We start from the raw sequence: 1,853 nt of genomic DNA, 5'->3' as shown, positions 1-1,853 counted from the left end.
ACTTAAGTGATTGGATAAAACTATCCATCAATCCGGGCTTCGACTCCGCTCAGCCCTCGTATTCTCAAAATTAGCTGGTTGAGCGGAGTCGAAACCAGCGGCGTTAGAGACATTTACTTTCGGCCATCTATTTAACTACTCTTTGCTTTAAAAAGCTCTGCCAGTCAGAATCTTGCAACGCTTCGGCAATGGTAAAAATATCTTTATCACCTCGTCCTGATTGGCTAATGATGATGGCATCTTGAGCCGTGTAGTTGGGAGCCTCTTTAAAGGCCTGAACAAAGGCGTGGGCTGATTCTAAAGCAGGAATCAAACCTTCTTTTTTTATGACCAGCCTTAAAGCTGCAATCACGTCAGCATCGAGGGCGGCTGCAACCCGAATACGTCCCGTTTGGGCCAGGTGGGCCAGGATAGGGGAAACCCCTACATAGTCCAGTCCAGCGGCAACAGAATGGGTGTCCTGCATCTGACCATCTGAATTTTGTAAAAACTGGGTCTTGTACCCCTGGGCAATACCGGTAGAGGCATGGTTCCCAGACAAACGAGACGCATGGTGAGGAGTATGGGTACCGAGGCCACCGGCTTCCACACCGACCAGATCAACGGCTGCATCTTCTAGAAAACCGCTGAAGATACCGATGGCGTTGGACCCTCCGCCCACACAGGCATAGACAGCCTTGGGTAGCTGCTGGGTTTGGGTAAGAATTTGCGATCGCACCTCCTGCCCAATCACCGACTGAAACCAGGCCACCATTTCTGGAAACGGATGGGGACCACAGGCCGTACCAATCAAATAGTGAGTTGTTGCCATATTGGCAGACCAGTCCCGCAAAGCTTCATTCATGGCATCTTTGAGGGTTTGAGTTCCGCTCGTAACCGGAATCACTTCGGCCCCCAGCTGCCGCATCCAAAACACGTTGGGACACTGGCGCTCCACATCCTCAGCCCCCATGTAGATAGTGCACTCTAGGCCAAACTTAGCCGCCAAAGTTGCCGTGGCCATCCCATGCTGCCCCGCCCCCGTTTCCGCAATTAGACGGCACTTACCCATACGCTGCGCCAGCAGCGTTTGCCCCAGCACATTATTGAGTTTGTGAGACCCTGTATGGTTGAGATCTTCTCGTTTAATATAGATTTTGGCACCACCAAAGTGGCGAGTTAGCCCGTCTGCATAGGTGAGTGGCGTCGGACGACAGGAGTAGTTGGACAGTATTGCCACATACTGTTGCCAAAACTCAGGATCTTCTCGGGCACTATGGTAGGCCGCCGTTAGTGATTCAAATGTTTCATACAAAATTTCAGGAATAAAGCGACCACCAAATTCACCGTAGTAGCCCTGGTGACTCAGCAGCGGAGAGGCAACAGCTGTCATCGTTTGATTTTTTCTTTTCTAATCTCTACTGCTACTGTAAATGCGGACTCTCTATACGTCCAATATTGATTAAGTAGCAACACTATATCCTCAAGATATAGTCTCAGCCCTATGGAACTTCGGCATCTTAGATATTTTCTCGCAGTGGCAGAAACCCTAAACTTCAGCCGCGCGGCTGAGCAGCTAAACATGGCTCAGCCGCCTTTAAGCCAGCAGATTCAGGCTTTAGAAAAAGAACTCGGTGTCAAACTCTTTGACCGAAATCTGCGACCGTTGCAGCTAACCCATGCAGGACAAATATTTCTCCCAGAAGTGTGTGCAGTTATGGCTCAAGTCGACCGAGCCTGTCGCATGGCACAGCAGGCCAGTCGAGGAGAAGTAGGCCAGCTCGCCATTGGCTTTAACAGCGCCGCTATGCAAACCGTGTTGCCAGTCATCTTAAAAGACTTTAGAAAAGAGTTTCCACAAATCAATCTCAAAC

At 50.0% G+C, this 1,853-nt stretch carries 2 protein-coding genes; one reads left to right on the top strand and one right to left on the bottom strand.

Annotated features, from left to right (window positions below; translation table 11 throughout):
• Positions 1-127 precede the first annotated feature (127 nt).
• Positions 128-1,372 carry a tryptophan synthase subunit beta gene (gene trpB, locus IQ260_RS30290; protein WP_193996755.1) on the bottom strand — a complete coding sequence of 415 codons (1,245 nt, stop codon included), beginning with the start codon at positions 1,370-1,372 and terminating at the stop codon, positions 128-130.
• Positions 1,373-1,516: 144 nt separating this feature from the next.
• On the opposite strand from trpB, the gene IQ260_RS30285 reads away from it, so the two are divergent.
• Positions 1,517-1,853 (top strand): LysR family transcriptional regulator (locus IQ260_RS30285; RefSeq protein WP_322745088.1); only part of this gene is annotated, 337 nt, incomplete at its 3' end.

It is taken from the genome of Leptolyngbya cf. ectocarpi LEGE 11479 (assembly GCF_015207065.1).
Taxonomy (GTDB): Bacteria; Cyanobacteriota; Cyanobacteriia; order Phormidesmidales; family Phormidesmidaceae; genus Leptothoe; species Leptothoe ectocarpi.
Note: the sequence above shows the minus strand (reverse complement) of the source record. Positions and strands in the feature narration are given on the sequence as shown.

Bases quoted from the DNA above. Each gene is read 5' to 3' on its own strand.
- trpB (WP_193996755.1), bottom strand. From the start codon at position 1,372: ATGACAGCTGTTGCCTCTCCGCTGCTGAGTCACCAGGGCTACTACGGT.